The 18841-nt window shown below is 41.8% G+C and carries 15 protein-coding genes and 1 pseudogene; 2 read left to right on the top strand and 14 right to left on the bottom strand.

Features of this window, described 5'->3' with window-relative positions; all coding sequences use genetic code 11:
- Nucleotides 1–2 precede the first annotated feature (2 nt).
- The 10 genes from MHB65_RS09350 to MHB65_RS09305 form a co-directional block, all read right to left on the bottom strand.
- The gene (locus tag MHB65_RS09350) at nt 3–935 is read right to left on the bottom strand and encodes an LD-carboxypeptidase (protein WP_342443222.1); all 933 of its coding nucleotides are present in this window, start codon (nt 933–935) and stop codon (nt 3–5) included.
- Entirely contained in the window at nt 932–1879 is a 948-nt protein-coding gene (locus MHB65_RS09345; protein WP_342443221.1) for an ATP-binding cassette domain-containing protein, read from the bottom strand. The genes MHB65_RS09350 and MHB65_RS09345 overlap by 4 nt, the downstream gene beginning before the upstream one ends.
- A complete protein-coding gene (locus tag MHB65_RS09340) occupies nt 1872–2945 on the bottom strand; it encodes an ABC transporter ATP-binding protein (protein ID WP_205442704.1) in 1074 nt (357 codons plus the stop codon). The genes MHB65_RS09345 and MHB65_RS09340 overlap by 8 nt, the downstream gene beginning before the upstream one ends.
- Nucleotides 2938–3912, bottom strand: a complete 975-nt coding sequence (locus tag MHB65_RS09335) for an ABC transporter permease (RefSeq protein WP_342443220.1) — start codon at nt 3910–3912, stop codon at nt 2938–2940. Before MHB65_RS09335 ends, MHB65_RS09340 begins: the two co-directional genes overlap by 8 nt.
- On the bottom strand, nt 3912–4856 hold the full coding sequence (locus tag MHB65_RS09330) for an ABC transporter permease (protein ID WP_342443219.1): 945 nt from the start codon (nt 4854–4856) through the stop codon (nt 3912–3914). The genes MHB65_RS09335 and MHB65_RS09330 overlap by 1 nt, the downstream gene beginning before the upstream one ends.
- An 82-nt stretch (nt 4857–4938) precedes the next feature.
- A complete protein-coding gene (locus MHB65_RS09325; RefSeq protein WP_342443218.1) occupies nt 4939–6762 on the bottom strand; it encodes a peptide ABC transporter substrate-binding protein in 1824 nt (607 codons plus the stop codon).
- A gap of 780 nt (nt 6763–7542) precedes the next feature.
- Nucleotides 7543–8337 (bottom strand): M55 family metallopeptidase, encoded by a 795-nt coding sequence (locus MHB65_RS09320; protein WP_342443217.1) that lies wholly within the window; start codon nt 8335–8337, stop codon nt 7543–7545.
- Complete coding sequence (locus MHB65_RS09315) at nt 8334–9065, bottom strand: M15 family metallopeptidase (protein ID WP_342443216.1); 732 nt, start codon at nt 9063–9065, stop codon at nt 8334–8336. Before MHB65_RS09315 ends, MHB65_RS09320 begins: the two co-directional genes overlap by 4 nt.
- Before the next feature lie 286 nt (nt 9066–9351).
- A complete protein-coding gene (locus MHB65_RS09310; RefSeq protein WP_342443215.1) occupies nt 9352–10410 on the bottom strand; it encodes a P1 family peptidase in 1059 nt (352 codons plus the stop codon).
- Nucleotide 10411: 1 nt separating this feature from the next.
- The gene (locus tag MHB65_RS09305) at nt 10412–11110 is read right to left on the bottom strand and encodes an amino acid racemase (RefSeq protein WP_205442695.1); all 699 of its coding nucleotides are present in this window, start codon (nt 11108–11110) and stop codon (nt 10412–10414) included.
- Nucleotides 11111–11335: 225 nt separating this feature from the next.
- Here MHB65_RS09305 and MHB65_RS09300 point away from each other — a divergent pair, with 225 nt between their 5' ends.
- On the top strand, nt 11336–12733 hold the full coding sequence (locus tag MHB65_RS09300) for an alanine/glycine:cation symporter family protein (RefSeq protein ID WP_342443214.1): 1398 nt from the start codon (nt 11336–11338) through the stop codon (nt 12731–12733).
- A gap of 41 nt (nt 12734–12774) precedes the next feature.
- Here MHB65_RS09300 and MHB65_RS09295 read toward each other — a convergent pair whose 3' ends face one another.
- The 3 genes from MHB65_RS09295 to MHB65_RS09285 form a co-directional block, all read right to left on the bottom strand.
- Nucleotides 12775–14736, bottom strand: coding sequence for a methyl-accepting chemotaxis protein (locus MHB65_RS09295; RefSeq protein ID WP_342443213.1), 1962 nt, complete (start codon nt 14734–14736; stop codon nt 12775–12777).
- Nucleotides 14737–14902: 166 nt separating this feature from the next.
- Complete coding sequence (locus MHB65_RS09290) at nt 14903–16582, bottom strand: methyl-accepting chemotaxis protein (protein WP_342443212.1); 1680 nt, start codon at nt 16580–16582, stop codon at nt 14903–14905.
- A gap of 155 nt (nt 16583–16737) precedes the next feature.
- Nucleotides 16738–17559 carry a hypothetical protein gene (locus tag MHB65_RS09285; RefSeq protein ID WP_342443211.1) on the bottom strand — a complete coding sequence of 274 codons (822 nt, stop codon included), beginning with the start codon at nt 17557–17559 and terminating at the stop codon, nt 16738–16740.
- A 155-nt stretch (nt 17560–17714) separates the two neighbouring features.
- Here MHB65_RS09285 and MHB65_RS09280 point away from each other — a divergent pair.
- Nucleotides 17715–18209: pseudogene (locus tag MHB65_RS09280) on the top strand (delta-aminolevulinic acid dehydratase).
- Between the two features lie 41 nt (nt 18210–18250).
- Here the strand turns inward: MHB65_RS09280 and MHB65_RS09275 are convergent.
- Nucleotides 18251–18787, bottom strand: coding sequence for a DUF1572 family protein (locus MHB65_RS09275; RefSeq protein ID WP_342443210.1), 537 nt, complete (start codon nt 18785–18787; stop codon nt 18251–18253).
- Nucleotides 18788–18841: the final 54 nt, after the last annotated feature.

Below are 18841 nucleotides of genomic sequence, written 5' to 3'. Positions count from 1 at the left end.
ACCTACTCAACCACTTGGATGCGCTGATTGTCCGCATCCATCGTGACAGTTCTACCTAAAGGTAGCGACATCGTTGGTAAGCAATGACCACATGTCAACTCTGCAATAATTGGCTTCCCTAGAGGCACTAGAATTTCTTGAAAAATAGTTTGTAATGATAAGCAATGTGCTGGCTTTTCGGGATTTTCAGGTCCACAATTTGTCCAAGCTCCCAATAAAATGCCTGCCACGTCATCTAGCTTTCCTGCCAGTTTTAATTGTGTCAGCATACGATCCACCCGTTGCTCCGTTTCATCGATATCTTCTAAAAACAGAATTTTATCTCGTGTATCAATTTCATAAGGTGTGCCAAGTGAAGCCGTCACTAATGTTAGGTTGCCACCGATGAGCTGACCTGTGGCTCTTCCAGTGACAAGTGTGGACATGGGCTGGTTAGAGGGATTTTCTAGGTAGAACTCCGTTTTTTCATTCGCCATAATCTGTTGAATGAACGACTGCCATGTATAGTCGTCCATCTCCTGTCGAATAAATTCCGTGGATGGCATCGGAGTATGATAGGTTACAAAGCCACATAGCTGATTAAAAGCTATATGTAAAGCGGTCACATCACTATAGCCCGCAAATACTTTTGGATTGGCGCTAATCATGTCAAAGTCTAATTGCGCTAAAATTTTCGTCGCCCCATAGCCCCCACGTATACAAAAAATGCCATTAATCGTTGGATCTCCAAACATACGATGAACATCCGCTGCCCGTAAATCATCAGTGCCTGCTAAATAGCCATGTCTTGCGTGACAGGTTTCCCCAACCACCACATTGAGTCCTAGCTTTTCAATAGTTGCTATAACAGGCTGCAGCTTTTCTGGTGGTGTGGCCCCAGAAGCACTAATAAGACCAATTGTGTCACCTTTTTTCAATGCCTTTGGACGAATCATACCTTTCCCTCCCTTTTCAGTGAAGCACGATAATGGGCTAGTTCCTCTTCATTGGCTAAAATAAAATGACCTTCCTCAATTTCAACGAATGAAGGGGGATTTTCCTCATAACGATGCTGTGACGGATCATACACCTCTACAACTTTCTCCCGCTCCTTATAGGGATTTGGCTCTGGTACTGCTGATAACAGTGCCCTTGTATAAGGATGCAGCGGATGGGCAAAAAGCTTTTCTGTTTCCGCTAGCTCCACAATCTTCCCCTTATAAATGACCGCTGTACGATCGGTAATAAAACGGACAATCGATAAATCATGGGCAATAAATAAATACGTTAAATGTTTACGCTGCTGCAGGCTTGCTAATAAATTCAATACTTGCGCTCGAATGGATACGTCCAAAGCAGAGATGGGCTCATCTGCAATGATAAATTCAGGCTCCATCACTAAGGCGCGGGCAATGCCAATTCGCTGGCGCTGTCCACCTGAAAATTCGTGCGGAAACCGACTGGAGAACTCTGGCAGTAGCCCTACATTTAATAAAGCAGCTCGAACCTTTTGCTGACGCTCTGCCTCATCCTTATATTTTTTAGAAGGGTACAGTCCTTCCGAAATAATATAATCCACTTTTGCTCGTTCATTAAGGGAGGCCATTGGATCCTGAAAAATCATTTGGATTTTCTGCGTAATTTCTCTATCCCAATCTTTCGGGATTTTGCCCTGTATGCTTTTGCCATGGTACAAAATTTGTCCCTCTGTGACCTCATTGATGCGCATAATCGCTCGACCAATTGTTGTCTTCCCTGAGCCTGATTCACCTACAATACCAAATGTTTCACCTTTAAAAATATGAAAGCTGACATCATCAATCGCTGTAAACTTATTTTTTCCTTTGCCAAAAACAACGGTTAAATTTTTTACTTCTACTAGCACCTCTTTATCAGTCATTCGCATACTGCCTCCCCTCGTCAAAAAATGCTTGTAGGGCAGCTGGAGGCTCTACCTTTGGTGCAAGTGGATCTAATAACCATGTGCGGGCATAATGGGTATCACTGACCTGAAAAAAAGGTGGCCGCTCGATAAAGTCAATTTTTAATGCATATGGATTGCGTGGGGCAAAGGCATCCCCCTCAATTTCCTGAAAAAGATTCGGTGGTGTGCCCTTGATGGAATACAATTGTTCCCCCTTGGAGCCAAGCTGAGGTAAGGACGAAATAAGCGCCCATGTATAAGGATGCTTACTATGAAAGAAAATTTCATGTGTTTCCCCGACCTCGATGACATCGCCCGCATACATCACAGCAATTCGGTCAGCCACCTTTGCGACAACGCCTAAATCATGCGTAATATAGACGATTGTTAAGCCGTATTTTTGCTGAAGATTTTTTAAGAGCTGTAAAATTTGCGCTTGAATGGTTACATCTAATGCTGTTGTTGGCTCATCACAAATTAATATATTCGGCTTACAGGCAATGGCAATCGCAATAACAATGCGTTGGCGCATCCCTCCTGAAAATTCATGCGGGTATTGCTTATAACGCTTTTTCACGTCCGTTATGCCGACATCTGTTAGTAGTTTTAATGTTTCCTCATAGGCTTCCTTGCCTCTTAAGCCCTGATGCATCACTACACATTCTTCGATTTGCTTCCCAATGGTTTTGAGCGGGTTCAATGATGTCATAGGATCTTGTGTCACCATCGCGATTTCCTTGCCTCGAATACCCAACCATTCTTGCTCGGTCGTGAACTGCCCTAAATCCTGTGCATTGTATATAATTCGCCCCTGCTTAATGCGGCCATTTTTATCAAGCAAGCCCATAATGGCTTTCATCAGCACGGATTTACCCGAGCCTGATTCGCCCACAATGGCTAAGCTCTCTCCCTTGTATAGGTCGAGTGAAATATCGCGGATCGCTGTTAAAACTCGACCACGTAGCGTAAACTGAATCACTAAATTTTGGATGACTAATACGCGTGATTTTTTAGCTGTCACTTGTTTCCTCTCCTTATACATGGTTTTTCGGATCTGCTGCATCAGCAAAGGAATTACCAATCATATAAAATGCAATCGTAATAACACTTAACACAATACTTGGGAAAATAAGTTGATAGCGTAAGTCTGGTGACATCATAAGGACGCGTCCTTCATTGATTAAATTTCCTAGGGATGGCTCACTGATCGGTAGCCCTAAGCCGATATACGTTAAAAATACTTCGGCCCCTATCGCAAAGGGTATGGCTAGACTCATGCGTAGCATAATGACAGAAATTAAATAAGGTAATAGATTTTTTAGGATAATACGATAATCGGGTGTGCCTAAGCACTTTGAGGCTAGGTTGTATTCACGGTCACGCAAAATCACAATTTGATTGCGGATAAACCTCGCCATTTCCACCCAACCCGTTATACACATCGCAATAATAATCGTTGAAATACTTGGCCTTAAGATATAGGACATTAAAATGAGCACAATGGTTGTGGGAATATTATCTACCACATTATAAAGCTGGGTAATAGGCGCTTCTAATTTCCGCGAAAAGCCCCACAGCGTTCCAATCGTAATGCCCACCACTGCCTCCACTAAGGCGACAACACAGCCAATAAAGAGAGATGTTCGCGTCCCTGCCCAAATACGAGACCATAAATCCTGACCAATGGAATTCGTGCCAAACCAAAATTCTGCATTAGGCGCAATATTACGTGCCTGCATCCCTGTTTGTTCATCCAAGTAAATCTCAGTCGGTGATTTTTGCGCTGGTAAAAAGGGCTGAAAAATAGTAAAGCCAACAATGATAATTACCCCGATTAATAAAAAAACGGCCAGTCGATTTTTCAAAAAGGATTGCCAAGTAGAACGCCAATAAGAATAATTTGAATAGCCCGTTTCCTCTGCCTGCCTTGCGTCCACTTCCGCAAATTCAAACAAAGCTTCACGGGATTTATTTGAAATATTATTGATTTCATTTGTATACATCCCCATTAACGCACGCCCCCTCCCTTGCCTAATTTAATACGAGGGTCGACAAGTGCCATGGCAATATCCCCTAAAATAAGTCCGATGATACCAAGGGAAGAGAACACTAACACTAGGCCCTGCACAATCGTATTATCCTGTCGTTGAATAGCATCCACAAGCAAGCCCCCCATCCCCGGAATGGAATACAACGATTCAATATAGATCGAGCCTGTAATCGTAAACAGAATCGTAGCAGGTAAATATTGCGCCATCGGAATAAAGGCATTACGTAATACATGCTTGAACATCAATGTCCGCTCCTTCACGCCCTTCGCCCTTGCTAGCTTAATATAATCCTTGTTCAGTTCATCGACCATATAGCGTCGCATCCACATCGCATAGGAGGCTGTTGGAGCTAAGGCCATGGACGTAAGCGGAAGAAGCCAAGTAATCGGCCTATATTCATCAAACAGCATCGGTAATTGAAAAAGTTCTGTAATATACATTTGAATGACTAAGTAATAAACGGCTGCAGGGACCGCAACAACAAATACGATATAGCCTGTCCCAAGTCGATCCAGCCACCGCCCCTTACGATAGGCCATCAAAATTCCTAACGGCACACCAATCAGTAGTGATAAAGCGACTGCTCCTAAACCAAAGAGAAGTGAATACGTCATTTTATCTGCAATGATCGTCACAACCGGTACATCAGTACGATAAGTCACCGATTTGCCTAAATCCCCCTGCAGTAAATTATTGTAAAAATTTCCCAATTGGACTAAGATCGGATCTCGCAAGCCCAGACTTGTTAAGTAAATTTCCTGCTGAGCAGGTGACATTTTATCGGCTGCCGCTCCTAAATAGCCTTCCTCTGGCATTAGCCGTAATAATGAAAAGACAATGGTGATGATAATAAAAAGGGTTAAAACGGATTGTAAGAGTCGTTTTCCTATATACTGCAACATCGCGCCATCCTCCTTTGTCAAAAAGACGAAAGGAGATGCCGACTATTCTTTTCGGTATCTCCTTTTCATCTACAAAATGCTACTACTTTTCAGCATTGGCTAGGGCTTCCGCACGTTCTTGTTCCCAATCGGCAAGCGCCTTTTTAAATTCTTCATTACTCATTGGCTTTTCTAGCACTTGCTGACCTTTAAATTTCTCTGCTGTTACACCAAATGGCGAATATTGTGCCTCGAATGGATTTAATTTAGAAGCCATATAACCACTACCACCAACTGAATACGGAATGACAAAGGCTTCCTCAATTAAAAACGCTTCTGCCTTCGCAAATAGCTCATAGCGTTTGGCTGTATCGATTGTTTCTTTCGCTTGATCCACAAGATTTTGATAAGTCGTTTTTCCATTCGCCTCTTTATAACCCTCTGCTAATTCAGGCTTATTGTAAGTACCATCAACAGTGAATGGATCTGTATACGTAGAAGGATCTGCATAATCAGGGCCCCAGTTCGCTTCTAAAAGCGCAAACTTGCCAGGTCGACGCACCTCTGATAGGAAGCCTGTCGATGGACCCGCCTCTACGATAATGTCGACATAATCTGTCCCTAGCAATTTCTCCATTTGCTGCTCGACTACTTGAGAACGATTAGCCCAATCTGGACTGCCCGCATTATAGGGCATTAATACTTTTACAGGGAATGTAGCCTTATCTGCTAATGCTGCTTTTGCCTTTTCTTTGTACGCTAGAGCCAGCTCTTTATTGAAGGAATCTTCATTGGAGATGGATGTAAGTGGTGCAAGTTGTGTATAATCCACCCCTTCCACATCAACAAAGTTTTTCGGTGTAATGGTATTGCTCAGCAAATCTGCTGGATTATAAGGCTCAACCGTCAGCATCGCAGATACACGATCAAGCGCATGGAATAAGGATTTGCGGAAATCTTTATTATTGACAGCGACCTTCCAATTATCAGGCTCGTATTGTGCGTCAAATTGTGGGTTGAAGTTGAGTGCATAGAAGTAGGTATAGAAGTTATTTTGTGTTTGACGAACCTGTGATTTTTTCTTTTCATCTTTAAACCATTCATCAATAATGGAGGTTGGGATACTAGCCGAATCGATTTCGCCACGTAAAAATAGCTCAGGTGCCACTGTTGCTGCTTCTTTATTGTATTTATAGCGAATACGATCAATCAGCACCTTGTCTTTATCCCAATACGACTCATTTTTCAGAAGCACGCGCTCATTTTGTGGCTCAAATTTATCTAAAATATACGCGCCATTATAAAGGAAATTTTCACGTGTCGTACCAAAGGCCTCCCCTTTTTCCGCAATGAACTTGCCATTCACTGGGAAGAAGCATACATAGTTCAACATAGAAAGAAAATAGGGTGTCGGCGCCTCTAAAGTATATTCTACTGTATGTTTATCTAACGCCTTTATGCCAACTCCCTTGAAATCTGTCATCTCGCCGTTATAGAAGGCCTCCCCATTTTTCACCACTGTTGCAATCCAAGCTGTCGACGATTCATTTTTAGCATCAAGCACATAGTGCAAGCCATCCACAAAGTCTTGTGCCACAACATCTGCATAACCCTTGCCCTCATGTGTCACCCATTTTGCGTCATCACGCAGCTTGAACGTCCACACGGTAGCATCCTCATTCGCAGACCATTCTTTCGCTAATCCTGGCTGGACCACCCCATATTGATCGTATTCTATGAGCCCATCCACCATATTCGCGGCCACCGCAAATTCATTTGTTTCTGACGTCTTTAAAAAATTTAACGTTTTAATTTCCCCTGAATACACCACACGATATTCCGATGCTTTTTCACTCGATGATTCATCATTGCAAGCTACACAAAATAATACGACCAGACATACGAACAGCAACCAATACTTTCTCACAAGCATCCCCCTAGTCATCTTTTTATAATGAAAATCCTATTGGCTGGATGGATTGTACCTTCAATAGGATCATTCAAACATAAGCTAGGTCCGTCTAAATCGACCATCTATCGATGAAATGAACAACGGTACAATACCCGTTGTCACGGTTATGAGATTTAATTGTTGGTTCTATCAACTATCAAACCACTTAGACAGCGTGTCCCACTGCTTTTTGAAGGCCTCTTTAAGTGGGAGGAGTTCGCTGGGTTGAGCTGGGTTGAGCGCTTTTCAACTATTTGTGAGCGGGTTCTTTACTTTTTTGATCACTTTTCACTTGATTATGAGTGGGGTGCCCTACTTTTTGATCACTTCTTACTCGATTGTGAGCGGGTGCCCTACTTTTTGATCACTTCTCATTCATTTGTGAGCGAGGAACTCCACTTTTTGATCACTTCTCACTCTTTTATGAGCGGGGACCTCATCCTTTTGATCACTTCTCACTCGATTGTGAGCGGGGTGCCCACTTTTTTGATCACTTCTTACTCGATTGTGAGCGGGGTGCCCTACTTTTTGATCACTTCTCATTCATTTGTGAGCGGGGACCTCCACTTTTTGATCACTTCTCAGTCAATTGTGAGCGGGGACCTCATCCTTTTGATCGCTTCTCACGTGATTATGAGCGGGTTACCCAACTTTTTGATCACTTCTCACATGATTGTGAGCGGGGACCTCCACTTTTTGATCACTTCTCACTCATTTATGAGCAAGTCCCTCACCAAATTGATCACTCCTCACCTATCACGTTAAAAATTGCAGGACACGCAGCACTTCATAAAAATCACCTGTTATGAACTCTACGGTATTGTGTGGTTTGAATTTGGCATGAGGATAAAAAGAATTGCGATAGGCCCGTGTATGGTCGCGATAAATAATTTCTACTACAAAGTGTTCTGGCAACGTTACCTGTAATGCGGCACGGGGCACCTTCATAGAAGACGCTACCAGTCGTTTGGTTTCCATGATGGTTAGTTGCGGACTGACACTAATCGTTGCGTTGCCGATGCCTTCCTTAGTGGCGAATGTGACAATGTGTTCATTGATGGCCTGAATCTCTTCTGTCAATCCCACATCTCCACTCACGAAGGACACGGGCACACCGTGTAAGGCTGCTGCATACGTATTGATTAGAAATTCGCTCGCATATTCGCCATTAATTTTGACGTCGGCATACGTACAAAGCGTGTGGGCTAGTGGGTTACGCTCACTTCCTCCTTTACTGTGGTAGCCGATAAAAATGGCACGGTCAAAGCTTTGATCGAGGCCCGCTACCATACACATAGGATCGTATGTCCAGCCACGGATGACTTTACAATTGATTGGTAAATTGGAAATGTCTAGATTGCGGGCTGAATCATGGGCATCCTTTAATAAAATTTCGGTTGCTCCCCCTGCTATCGCTCCTTCAATGGCTGCTTCTACTTCTCGCGTCATTTGTCTTTGGAAAAATTGATAGTCAGGCGCATTTAACTCGGTTTCACTCCACGAAGTTGTTCCTGTAATCCCTTCAATATCTGCACTAATATAAACTTTCATAGAAATCGAAACTCCTTTACATTGTGATTTTGAATTGTTGCGTGTACTGCTCCATAATCGGCTACCTGTGCCTGAACACGTCTAGCCCATGCCACATTGCCATAATCGTAATGCCACCATTCCTCCGCATAATTCGTAAATCCAGCAAGTGTCATACAGTTATACAGCAAACGACGATGCTGACAGGCTAGCGGATTTTCTTCCGTATACTGTTCAAAATAACGGGTAGCAGATTTTTCATTCATTGCATCGAACGCTGTCCCAAGATCCAAGGCTTTACCATGAATATCAGCTAACGTCACGTCGATGGCACCGCCTGTTAAATGGGGGGCTAAATGGGCTGCATCTTTACTTGGAAACGCTACATATTTTTTGGTTGCTTGCACAATCGCTTGTGGTGATAACTGCGGCATCATTTTTGCTAATTGCTGTGAAAAATGGCTAAACAAATACTCCTGTACTTGAAAGGGACGATAGCCATCATAAAGTAATAAGCAATACTCCTGAGGTAATAATGTTAACGCCTGCTGCAAACGCTCATAGACACCTTCTCGCACATAAATAGCTCGTAAACTATCAGGAATCTGTTGCTGATAGTAGATTGGCTCCATCACTATCCTAGAATGAGCAGCTGAAATCTGGATAAGCGGCTCATCGTTTTCACGTACAACTGGTGATGTTGAGGGGTTTCCATTTAGAGACGGCGCTATCGGTTGAAAAAGGTTCATAGTAATAGAGCCCCCTTAAAATAATTAGATAATTCAGTTTTTTAAGTTGAATGTTATCACATCTCTCTATCATTGACTACATAAAAAAAGAATAATTACAAAATAATGGATATACTCTTATAATGAAACATATTCCAGCAATTTACGGGGCGAAAAAACGCTTTCATCCTCTAATTAAGGATTTTATTCATCTTATAGCTCGCTCATGCTAAAAAAACAACGAATCCTGTTTGGTGGCATAAAAAAAGCCATTGAAACACGAATATTGTCTCAATAGCTCTTTCTATTATGCCTGATGAAATGAGTATGCTTCCACCGTATGACCATTGCGACCAATTGTTGTCTGTGCCTGAGACAACGAATTAAGTATCGCTTCCTCTGTCGCTTCAGCAGCGGCTGTAAACAATTGATTCATGATAGGATGATCCTCACGTAGCTGTGTTCTTGTCTCAACAAGCTGATCAGCGGTATGAGGAATACAATGTGCCGTCGTGAAGCCAATCACAATGTCGCCACTACCATGTGAAAAATGACTGCCTGTCCGTCCTAAACCGATACCACAACGTTTAATGACGCGTGTCAATTGTCGGCTACTCAATGGGGCATCTGTCGCAAGGACAATGATAATGGAGCCATCTGTTGGTGATAAGCTTGATTGGTTTTGAACAGTTGCAATTTTGTAACGCTCGGCTAAAAACTCTGCGCTTTGTCCGAAATTACTAAGAACTAGGCAGCCTACAGTATAGTTGACTTCATTTGATTGTGCTTTGACGATGCGAGAGGAGGAACCAATTCCTCCTTTATAGCCGAAGCACATCATACCCTTCCCTGCTCCAACAGCGCCTTCCTGTGCCATCTGTGTAGAGGCTTGACGAATGGCATCTGTGGCATGAGCAGGTGTCACTGGACAAGCTCGAATCGAATTGAGATAACTATCATTACATTCTCCCACAACGAGGTTAATGGTTCCCGTTGTTAGTCCAATGTCTTCATTCTGGTCAAGCATATAGCTTAATGTTCCTTGGGTAACAGCTGGTACGCCAAAAGTATTGGTTAACATGATGGGCGATTCGAGTACACCTAGCTCATTCACCTGCACAAGTCCCGTTGTTTTCCCAAAGCCATTTAGCACATAGCCTGCCGCCGTTACCTTTTGCTGAAATACATTGCCACCATGCGGTAAAATGGCTGTGACGCCTGTACACGCATAGGCTCCATTCTGATCTAATGGCTCATCCAATGTAACATGTCCTACTCGGACTCCTGCTACATCGGTGATGCAGTTTTTCTGTCCAACTGGTAACACGCCAATTTCAATGCCCAATCGTCTTACCTTTCCCTGCATATTATGCCTCCTCCTGAATCGCCATTAACACAGCAGCCTGTGCATGGATAGCTGTTGTATCAAATACTGGAATGCTGACATCCTCCTGCTGAATCAGTAAGCCAATCTCCGTACAGCCCAAAATCACCCCTTGTGCACCCGCTTGTACAAGCTCCTCGATCACTTGGATATAGTACGCTTTAGAGGCCGGTACAATAGTGCCGAGACACAATTCATCATATATAATTCGGTTTACTTCCATTCGTTTGATGCTATCTGGCACAATGACCTCAATATCAAAGCTCTCTACTCTCGCCTTATAAAAGGCTTGCTCCATTGTATATTTTGTGCCAAGAAGCGCTATTTTCTGGTATCCCGCTTCTTTTATTTGACTAGCTGTGGCATCCGCAATATGTAAAATAGGAATGGTAATGGCAGTCTCGATAACATCAATGACCTTATGCATTGTATTGGTACAAATGATGACTAAGTCTGCCCCTGCACGCTCGAGTGCTTGTGCTGCTTGAGCTAGCACCTCGCCTGCTTTGTCCCATTCTCCGTTAGCTTGCAAGTGCTCAATTTGCTGGAAATCTACACTATACAAAATACATTTCGCAGAGTGTAAGCCCCCTAATCTATGTTTCACCTGTTCATTGATCAGTCTGTAATATTCAGCAGATGATTCCCAGCTCATCCCACCAATTAAGCCGATTGTTTTCATGACAACAACACTCCTTTTTTCTATTATTATACGCCTATCTCGCACCGAAATAAGAGAATTTTCCAAAAGTAATATGTAAGGCTTGGAAAATAGTAGATAAAAAGAATTTTTACAATTAAATAATTACAAATCTCAAAATTTTATTATAATTCATTATTTTAGAAAAGTTGATTTTTTATAAAAAACCAGTGTAGACTAAAGCGTATTGTGAAAGGAGGACAACTTATGGAATGGATCTCAACGATAGTAGATAGCGGAAATAATATTTTATGGACATACATCCTCATTATCTTACTTTTAGCAGCAGGACTATATTTTTCATTCGGTACGAAGTTTGTACAAATTCGTCTTTTTCCTGAAATGTTTCGTTTAATTGTAGAAAAAAGAGAGGGCGATTCGGGGGTTTCTCCGTTCCAGGCCTTTACCATTAGTGCTGCTTCACGTGTCGGCACAGGGAATATTACAGGTGTAGCCTTAGCCATTGGTGTAGGTGGACCTGGTGCAGTATTTTGGATGTGGATGATTGCGATTTTAGGGATGGCCACTGCATTCATTGAAAGTACCTTAGCACAAGTGTACAAAGTAAAGGATGGCGATACGTTTCGTGGTGGTCCTGCCTACTATATGGAGAAGGCGTTAGGTCAACGAAAGCTTGGTATTATTTTTAGTATTTTATTAACATTAAGCTTTGGCTTTATTTTTAATGCTGTGCAGGCCAACACCATTGCCACTTCAGTTGGCGAAGCCTTCGATGTAAGTCCAAAGATCATCGGGGCGATACTTGTTATTTTAACAGCCTTCATTATTTTTGGTGGTGTCCATCGAATTGTAAAGGTGACACAAATTCTTGTACCTGTTATGGCCATCTTCTATTTACTTGTAGCCCTTTTTGTGGTGGTGACCAATTTATCGGAAATTCCGCATGTTTTTTCATTAATTTTCACTCATGCATTTGGCCTACAGGAAGCTGCTGGTGGCGCAATTGGGGCAGCAATTATGCAGGGCGTACGTCGCGGTTTATTTTCCAATGAAGCAGGGATGGGGAGTGTGCCGAATGCTGCGGCGACTGCTAATACCTCACATCCTGCTAAACAAGGACTTGTACAAAGCTTAGGTGTCTTTTTTGATACGATTATGATTTGTACAGCCACAGCCTTTATTATTATTTTAGCTGGGTTATATGATAAGGGTGAAAGTGATGGCATTATTTTGACGCAACATTCTTTAGCTGTTCATGTTGGTGATTGGGCTCCTTATTTTATTGCCATCTCCATCATTTTCTTTGCTTTTAGTTCGATCATTGGTAATTATTATTATGGTGAATCCAATATTGAATTTATGGACGCACATAAAGTTTGGATGTTTAGCTATCGTATTTTAGTGCTGTTTATGGTCATGCTTGGCTCCGTCGCACAAGTACAGCTTGTATGGAACCTTGCTGACCTCTTTATGGGGCTGATGGCGCTCATCAATATCGCCATCATTATGATTCTCGGTAAAATTGCCTTCCTTGTGCTAGACGACTTTACAGAGCAACGAAGAGCAGGCAAAAACCCTGTCTTTTATGCAAAATCAATTCCAACCTTAAAAAATACAGACTGTTGGGAAGAAGAAGATCGATAAAACAACTAACGCCACTCCGAAAATTGGAGTGGCGTTGTGCGTTAATATTTAAACTGACTAATCAGCAGCTTTAATTCATCGGCCATATGTGCGAGTGCTTGCGCAGAGGCATTGATTTCCTCCATTGAGGCTAATTGCTCCTCTGTTGAAGCTGCTACATCCTCAGACGCCGCTGCATTGCCCTTCGCGGAGAATGCCAAATCTTCTGTTACCGCTGCTACCTCCTGAACTCCTGCTGACATTTGCTCAGAGGCGGAAGATACCTCCTCCATTTTCGGGGTAATTTCATTCATACTAGTCATAATGACTTGGAATTTCGCAATGGCTTCATCGGAAATATGCAAACCACTTTGCACATCCTCTGTTACCTTCGCCATAATACTGACAGATTGCTCCGTTTCTTGCTGAATACCTCGGATAAGCTCAAATATTTGTTTGGCTGATTCTTGTGATTGCTCTGCTAGCTTGCGCACTTCGTCTGCCACTACTGCAAAGCCTTTCCCGTGTTCACCTGCTCTTGCTGCCTCAATGGCTGCATTTAAAGCCAGTAAATTTGTTTGATCTGCAATGCTTGTAATCACATCTAAAATGGATGTAATTTGCTGAGAACGTTCATGCAACGTCTGGATTTTTGCATTGGAATCTGCTACGGATAAATGGATGGATTGCATTTGATCCTTCGTATTTTGCACAGCTTGTCCTCCCTCATCCGCCTGTAATGTGGCGTGCTGTGAAAGGTCTGTCACAGCAGAGGAGATTTCTGCAATATGCAGAATGGCAGTAGCAAGCTCATGTAATGAAGCTGCATTTTTATTGGCACTAATCGTTTGAGAATCAGCGCTTGTGGCAACATCCTGAATGGAAATCGCCACTTTTTCTGTTGCAATGCTAGTTTGATTGGCATTGGCGGTTAGCTCTTCTGCTGAAGAAGCAACCTCCTCTGCGTTTTGTTCGATTTTTTGAATCAGTGTCCGTAAGCTTTCTTGCATATCATTAAAGGCTTGACCTAATTGACCAATCTCATCTTTCGACGTAATTGTCACTATTTCCGTGAGGTCACCTTTGCTGATTGTAACAGCACTATCCTTTAGGGCTTTAATGGGTTTAATGACAGCCTTCATTACAAAATAAAAGATGATGGTACTGATGATAATTGCAGCTATGAGGACAAGAATTGTATGATATAGGATTGAGGAAGCGGACTCATCAATTTCTTTAGCAAAAATTGTTCCTGTTATTTTCCAATTCGTCAGTTCATTTGTCGTATAGAATAATAGACGATCATCGCCATTAAAGACATACTCATACGTACCTGATGGACTTTCGTACATTTTATCAAGGAAGCTTTCTTTCAGCTCCCCTCCCGCTTCAAGGGTAGGATGTGAAATGACCATCTTGTCCTCCCCAAAAATAGAAGGATAACCATTTTTTCCGATGCGAATAGAATCTGCAATTTTTTGAAGATCGGTTAACTTAATATCAATTGCCACAACCCCAGCATGATCTTTCGTCTGCTTGGCAACTGTTACCACCATATCACCCGTTCCTGCATCCTTGTAAGGGTTGGTAATCAAGGTTTCTCCTTTTAAAGCTGTCGCCTCTTTATACCAATCTCGATCTAATGGATTATAATCTGCACCATTTAATTTTGGCTCCTGTGTAAATCGTCCGTCATTCATGCCAATATAAACACTTAACACATCAGCATTCAGCTTTGTATATTGCTGGAATTTAGACACCATCGATGCTTGTGCTTCTTCATATTGGCGCGCATCTATTTCACTACTGAACACACTGATGTCACTCATTTTCTCACTAATCGTTTTGTCAATGAGCTTATTTAAAATGCCTACACTTTCATTGGCACTAAATAAGATTTCTTCTTCAATCGAGTCTTTTGCAGATAAATAAGACAAACTCCCAACAGATATGACAGGGATTAGTAAGACTAGCGCAAATAGCGTATAAAGCTTGCCCTTAAAACTGCTAAATAGTTTCTTCATATATCAATCTCCTTTTTATTTCTCTCCCTCTCTTTATCTGCTTAACATTTCTCCCAAAGCTTTTATCGGATGAAAAAAATTTTTTCCAACATTTTTACGATTTTCATATTATTCAGGCTTTATCGACAAATAAAAACCCCTGTAACGAGACAGGGGTCAGTTGAATTTAGTATTTAAACGACTGGATGGATTCTTGCAGGTCTATCGCCATCTTTGCTAGATGGGTAGAGGCTGCTGCTACCTCCTCCATAGCCGCATTTTGCTCCTCTGAAGAGGCTGCAACACTTTGCACATGATGGCTTGATTTCATCGACACTTCACTAATATAGTCGATTTCTTGCACTAACTTTTCAATATCATGATGGATTGTTCGAATGGCTGCGGTTACTACCTCGGTCTGTGCTTGTACATCATTAATCGCATCATCGATTTGTATAAAATTATCTCTTGCCACATTGACCTTTTCACGACCTACATGGACAGAATCATTACTGTTGACCATATCTTCTTCGATAATTCTCGTGCTATCGGTGATTTGGGCCACTACTTTTTCTATATCGACGGCAGCAAGATTTGACTCATCTGCTAGCTTACGAACTTCCTCTGCCACAACCGCAAAGCCTTTCCCATGCTCCCCGCTTCTTGCCGCTTCAATAGAGGCATTGATTGCCAGTAAATTGGTCTGTGTTGCAATACTCTTAATGACATTTACCGCTGATACAATCGCCGCCGTATTGTCATCTAAATCTTGCACCCGTGTGTTAAGCTCACTTGTATTGGCAGAGATTTCATTCATTTGCGCTGTCACATCATGCACAGAAGAACGACCTGTATTTGCCATATTTTTCGTGTCGACTGTTGCCTGATTCACGCTTTGTATGCTTGCAGAAATATCATTCATTTTCTTCAAAATATGGGCAGATAAATTTCGTACATCTCCTGTTAAAGTATCCTGCTGATCAATACCTTGCGCAATATCATGAATAGATTCTGTTACCACCTCTGTCGCCTGTGTAACCTCCATGCTACTTGCCGTTAGCTGTTCCGATGTCGCGGCTACTTGCTCGGAAGAGTTTCCGACTTGTTTCATCATCAGCCGAAGTTTCTCTGACATACTATTGAAGGAATCAGCTAAATGTGCAAACTCATCCTTCGTTTTAAATTGTAAATGCGTATGCAAATTACCTTCTGAAAACTTATCCATTTCAACCACTGTTTGTTGAATATTTTTTGCGATTCGTCTACCAAATATTGTCGCAATGATGATACTTATAAAAAGAGAAATGGCCGCTAGTGTCATAATTTCAATGCCACTTTTTTCTCCTTTTTGCTTGGTAGCTTCAATATGTGCTAGCATGTCTTCCTGTTGAGCCGTTGCCATCGTCTTTCCAAAGACAACCAATTTCTGAGAGCCTTCTCCTAGAATCGGTAAAGCCATTTGTTGTGCTTGTTGGTGATCTCCACGTTGATAAAGTGGCACAATCTGCCCATCTATGGCCTTTTCCCAATCGGCAAGCTGCAATAAAAATTGGTCAAAATCTTGATTGCTATCGCCTATTTCTTGAAGTCGATTAATTGACGTATGTAAGGTATTGCGGATTTCATGATGATTGTTGAGCATTTCTTCCTTGCCATATAACATATACCCACGAATAGCTGCATTCGCTCGTACAGTTTGGAACGAGATATCTTGATATAAATGAATTAATTCCGTATTGTCTTCGATTTCTGCTAATGTCTGATTATTATTATTCAAGTAGTACATAGCAATGCCTGAAATAAGCAGTAAAAAGACGAGGACAATACCAAAAGCAATTTGCAATTTCCGTTCCACAGTTAGTCTCATATGATTCCCTCTATTCTTCTATAATCCACTTGAGTATAGCCTACCTGAATCTATTAGCCTATAAAATCTATGCCTCTCCTCATAAACTATCGCTAAAATTTAACAATAATGAGAACTTCGCCTCCAATCTATTGACAATAATATCCACTATTGCGCTAGTTGAAATAGGAAGAAATCATTTGAAAACCGTAAAGATAACACCAAAAGAGCGGAAGAAGCAGGAGCATTTTCAGAAAATGACCTCTTTTTTCTACAAACTCCCGAATGCCTGAAGTCAGCATAATCGCACTCAGTAATAGTAAGCTATGCTGAGCCCCATAAATCTGCAAAGAGAATGTGATGACCAAGGGCAAGATGGCTGGATAAATAGAATCTGCTAGTGATCGCTTGCCCTTCAGATTGATGGGAATACTTTCTTTCTCTGTAGATTTAGCGCCTGTTAGTTTCTTTCCAAGCATAAGGACAAGACTAAAAAATATAATCGTATAAACAATAAATAATAGCCACGGCATTGCGCTTTCCTCATTCAACAAACGAAAATAATCCACAGCTTCTTGTGCTTGGAGCTCATAATACTGTTTCGTCTTCTGATCCATTAGGAAGTATCGTTCATCCTCGACTATTACTTTCAAGGCCGTTTCCTTGCCATTATGGAAGCGTATGTATAAATCACTTACTGAAGAATTGTTGGCTGGTCGACTGCTAGGGTCCTTTTTCGTCTGTAAAACTTGCTGAAGGCGATCTATATCTTTCACCTCATAGCGATCGACATAGAACACTTGCTTTAATGGATACAAATGTTGCTCTTTGCCATTACTCCCAGATAAATACCAAGCCTCTTCAATGGATTGAATGGGACTATGCTGCAGTGGTACTAGCTCCTCCCGTTGCCTTTCATTGTAAATGAAGAGTAGTAGTGTGCTTAAACTAAGAATAATGCCTAGTATAAGTGTATAAATATAGCCTCCCTTGTGCATGCTTTCACCTCCTTTGTCATATATAGTAATTATTGTAATATACGGTTTACTCCCCTAATAAGTTTCAACTCTACTTAAAATAGAGGGGATGAAGTATGAGTAGACGATAATTATACGTACATTTAGTAGTCGGTCCTGATTGTGATTTTGAATCCATGGCCATTCGAGCGGCAATGGAATCCTTTGGTGCAAGAGTGACACTTGATTTAATTGGCAGACCAAATGATTTAATTGACATTTTATCTGGAAATGATCTTCCTCATAAAGTGGATTATCTGATCTTGAATTTTCACGGCGATGAGGGGCGATTTTGTCTGCCTGAGTTAAGCTAAGAGGTATATGAAGAAAATGAACCAAGGCGTATCTATTTTGAACCACAGGATGTCTTAACCTATTGTCAGCTACAGGATGTCAAGGTCATTGCGGCAGGCTGTACATTAGGTTGGCAGCAGCTAGCGACAGCCTTTTTAGAGAGTGGCTGTCATTCCTACTTAGCACCTGATGATGATATAGAGGGTAACGCCAATCTCATGTTTCTGATTCGCTTTTTTTATGAGATAATCACAAATCATAGAAATCAGCAGGAATCGTTTGAACTCGCTCAATCGATCGATACCGAAACAGCCGTGTACAAGCTGTATTTTGCATAAAAAAGATCGTAGCACCTACTACTGGCTACGATCTTTTTTCATTAGTGTTGATGTTTGTCTAGCATAGCTTCCGTAAAAGCCTGTGACTGTCCTTTAGGAATACTGAGTGTTTGCCAATCAGTGCCCTTTACCTGTTTCGCGATATAAATGATTTGACCGACGTGCTGTGCATAATGCGCCATTTGTCTTTCAATGGCATCGATGACCGCTAGCCGCTCCCCTCTAATCGTGACATCCCCATGCAAATCAGATTCTGTTAAACTCGCCAAGGCCTCTAAAAACACTTGCCAGCCCTTGTCCCAAGCTGCGATGATCGCTTCTTTGCTGTGAAGACTATCCTCAAATTCATCATCTCGATTTCTCGTAGGCTTTTCTCCATCTGTCGTTAAAAAATTGGTCCAGCGGGAAATCATATTCCCACTTACATGCTTCACAATCACTGCGATACTATTGGATTCTTCGTTATATGCCCAGTGCAGTTGTGCCTCTTCTAATTGGGCAAGCGCTTTATCCCCTAGCTCTTTGACACTTTGAAATCTTTTCTGGACAACTTGTAAATAGGTTTGCGCAATCGTCATAGCCAAATCTCCATCCCCTCTTTTCTATCATTCTATAATAGGTCAAAGCGAATG

This window comes from Lysinibacillus sp. FSL K6-0075 (assembly GCF_038592945.1).
Lineage (GTDB): Bacteria > Bacillota > Bacilli > Bacillales_A > Planococcaceae > Lysinibacillus > Lysinibacillus fusiformis_F.
This window is presented reverse-complemented; position numbering and strand designations above follow the sequence as displayed.